We start from the raw sequence: 3,490 nt of genomic DNA on the forward strand, positions 1-3,490 counted from the left end.
CTTGACAAATACCAAGTATCAAGTCTTATAATACTTTATATAATTTTAGGTTTTTAGGCTTTTAGATTTTTGATAGAATCTTAGAGGATTTAAATTCCTTAAATCAAATTAATCTCAAGAAAAAGAGATAGAATTAAGAAAAAGAGAGAGAAAAAAGAGAAAATTAAGAAAAGGAGAGAAAATGTTATTACAAGATAATCTTAAACAAGCAAAGCTCGGGGAGAGAATCACCGCTAAAGGCTATGCGGTATCACACAAAGATGATACTTTCAAGCCCTTTAGCTTTTCACGTCACGCACTAGGAGAGAATGATATTTTAATAGAAATTCTCTATGCGGGAATCTGCCATAGCGATATTCATTCTGCCCGCAGTGAGTGGAGGCAGGGCATCTATCCTATGGTGCCCGGACACGAGATAGCAGGCAAGGTAGTGGCGATTGGCTCAAAGGTAAGCAAATTTAAAGTAGGAGACTTCGCAGGGGTGGGCTGTATGGTGAATTCTTGTGGAGAATGTGAAGCCTGTAAAAAAAGTCAAGAGCAGTTTTGTGAGAGGGGCAAATGCGTCTTTACCTACGATTGCCTTGATTGCTTTCATAATGATGAGCCTACTTATGGTGGGTATTCTAATAATATCGTTGTGAGTGAGAAATTTGCTATCAATGTGCCTAATGACGCCCCCTTAGATAAAGTTGCCCCCTTGCTTTGTGCGGGGATTACGACTTATTCCCCTATCAAATTTAGTGAGGTCAAAGCTGGGAGTAAGGTTGCTGTGGCTGGGTTTGGCGGGCTTGGCGTAATGGCTTTGAAATACGCTCTAAAAATGGGGGCAGAGGTGAGTGTGTTTGCACGCAATAAAAACAAAGAGAAAGAAGCCCTAGAGCTGGGGGCAAAGGCTCTCTATACCGATACTAAGGGGGTGAGAGAGCGATTTGATTTTATCATCTCGACAATCCCTACTGCCTATGATGTCAATGCTTATGTTAATTTGCTTAAATTTGGCGGAGAGCTAGCCATTGTGGGCTTACCCCCTGTGGAAGATAAGGTAAAGATTGATTTAACAAGGCTTGTTTTTGCCGCAGGTAAAAAGGTCTATGGCTCGCTCATTGGCGGCATTAAAGAAACGCAAGAAATGCTTGATTTCTCACTGAAGCACAAGATTTATCCTGAAACAGAAATCATCTCTGTGGAGCAAATCAACGAGGCTTATGAGAATCTCACTAGTGGCAGGGCAAAGTTTAGATATGTGATTGATATGGCGAGTTTAAATTAAAGTGAAATATCTTTTAGATTTGAAACTTAAATCTTTGTGTTCATTGCTTTGGTGGGATTAAAGTTAAAAATATATAAATCTCACCACCGCAAAACATCGCTAAAAGTTAGTTTATTGCTTTGGGTGGGATTAAGTTATGAGTGAAATTATAAAAACTTAGATTTTAGTGCGATTCATTGCTTTTACTAGGTTAATAAAATAAAGCATATACAAACTTTAAGATTTATCATACATTTGCCATTTAGTGAGTTTATTGCTTTGGTGGGGATTATTGCTTTTGCGAAGCTAAGTTATGAAATGGAATTATAAAAACTTAAGATTTTTGGTGTGGTTAGAAAAGCCTATCGAAACCTTAAATCTTTGTTGAGATTAATTCTTTGATGTGTTTAAGTTGAATGAAATATTAAATCTTACTACTGAAAAAACATCGCTAAAAGTTAGTTTATTGCTTTGGTAGTGTTGAAAATGAAACATATTAAAACCTCACTATTGGAGGTGTAGTTAAATTAAAAAATGAAATCTATCAAGCCCTAAGATTTATCATACATTTGCCATTTTAGTGCGTTCATTGCTTTGGTGGGATTAAAGTTAAAAATATATAAATCTCACCACCGCAAAACCTTGCTAGAAGTTAAAAGTGAGTTTATTGCTTTTGCTAGGTTAAGTTATGAAATAGAATTATAAAAACTTAAGATTTTTAGTGAGGTTAGAAAAGCCTATCAAAACCTTAAATCTTTGGTGAGATTAATTTCTTTGGTGTGTTTAAGTTGAATGAAATATTAAATCTTACTACTGAAAAAACATCGCTAGAAGTGCGTTTATTGCTTTGGTAGTGTTGAAAATGAAACATATTAAAACCTCACTATTGGAGGTGTGGTTAAATTAAAAAATGAAATCTATCAAGCCCTAAGATTTATTATACATTTGCCATTTAGTGTGTTCATTGCTTTTACTAGGTTAATAAAATAAAGTATATACAAACTTTAAAATTTATCATACATTTGCCCTTTTGGCGAGTTCATTGCTTTGGTGGGGATTATTGCTTTGGTGAATTAAAGTGAAAAATATCAAAACTTAAGATTTTTGGTGAGGTTAGAAAAGCCTATCGAAACCTTAAATCTTTGGTGAGATTAAGTTCTTTGATGTGTTTAAGTTGAATAAAATGTTAAATCTTACTACTGAAAAACCTTACCGCTAATGCAAGTAAATGTAATTTAAAAGTGCAAGGTTAAAAAAATTATTAGTGCAAGAGCATTTGATTAATACACGAGAGTGTTGCAAGAGCATTTGATTAAAGTAAGAGAGTATTGCAAGGGTGTTGCAAGAATATATGTAGGAATATTGCAAGAGTATTGTAGAAATATTGCAGGAATATTATAAAAGTATTGCAAAAGTATTTGAGACTTTTTAACTTTAAGCAGTCTTTATATGGTGCATAATGAAGCTCTTAAACTTCCTAATCATTTCTTGCTACTTTTGCCTTGCTACTTTTTCTTTGTTGCTTTTGATAGCTTGAGATGAAGTAGTTATGGGGCATAATGCTACTTTTGCTACTTTGAGAATAAAGAGATTTTGATACTTCTTTGTTAAGTTTTTTCATTCTATTCTTTTAGAATCTTTTGAAACAATGGGTTTTGATACTTCTTTTTACGCAATGTAATCTAAAATCATAGTAAAAATCATAAGCATAAATATCAATGATAGAGCTTTATGATAAAGCTATTTTGGTTTGTTATACCACTTTGGTGGATTATCTTGCAAGGGAGAATCTTTAAATATATCGTCCATACTCTCTACACTGCTGACATTCCAAGAATCTAAGTTTTGGTTAAAGGATTTTGCCCCTGCAAACATACTCCACATATTCTCTACATTACTCACATTCCAAGAATTTAGGGGCTGATTAAAGGATTCTGCACCATAAAACATAAAACTCATATCTTTAACATTACTCACATTCCAAGAATTTAGGGGTTGATTAAAAGATTTTGCACCATAAAACATAAAACTCATATCTTTAACATTACTCACATTCCAAGAATTTAGGGGTTGATTAAAAGATTTTGCCCCAGCAAACATACCTTGCATATTTTTGACACTGCCCACATCCCAAGCATTGATATTTTGATTAAAAGCTTCTGCTTTATAAAACATACTCACCATATTTTCTACTTTGCCTGTGTCCCAAGATTCTATCCCACTAAAGTCTTGTCTTTTTAC

General features: G+C 33.9%; 3 protein-coding genes. 1 reads left to right on the forward strand and 2 read right to left on the reverse strand.

Features of this window, described 5'->3' with window-relative positions:
- The first annotated feature begins 181 nt into the window (after nt 1-181).
- Nucleotides 182-1,270: an NAD(P)-dependent alcohol dehydrogenase gene (locus tag CQA44_RS11480; protein WP_115547349.1), complete on the forward strand. Its 1,089-nt coding sequence runs from the start codon at nt 182-184 to the stop codon at nt 1,268-1,270.
- A gap of 1,456 nt (nt 1,271-2,726) precedes the next feature.
- Here CQA44_RS11480 and CQA44_RS12755 read toward each other — a convergent pair.
- Both CQA44_RS12755 and CQA44_RS11485 read right to left on the reverse strand, forming a co-directional pair.
- The gene (locus tag CQA44_RS12755) at nt 2,727-2,870 is read right to left on the reverse strand and encodes a hypothetical protein (RefSeq protein ID WP_181881900.1); all 144 of its coding nucleotides are present in this window, start codon (nt 2,868-2,870) and stop codon (nt 2,727-2,729) included.
- Between the two features lie 119 nt (nt 2,871-2,989).
- Nucleotides 2,990-3,490, reverse strand: a 501-nt coding sequence (locus CQA44_RS11485; RefSeq protein ID WP_115547350.1) for a BspA family leucine-rich repeat surface protein, incomplete at its 5' end; no start/stop codon positions are given.

It is taken from the genome of Helicobacter sp. MIT 14-3879, from assembly GCF_003364125.1.

Bases quoted from the DNA above. Each gene is read 5' to 3' on its own strand.
- CQA44_RS11480 (WP_115547349.1), top strand. From the start codon at position 182: ATGTTATTACAAGATAATCTTAAACAAGCAAAGCTCGGGGAGAGAATC.
- CQA44_RS12755 (WP_181881900.1), bottom strand. From the start codon at position 2,870: ATGAAAAAACTTAACAAAGAAGTATCAAAATCTCTTTATTCTCAAAGT.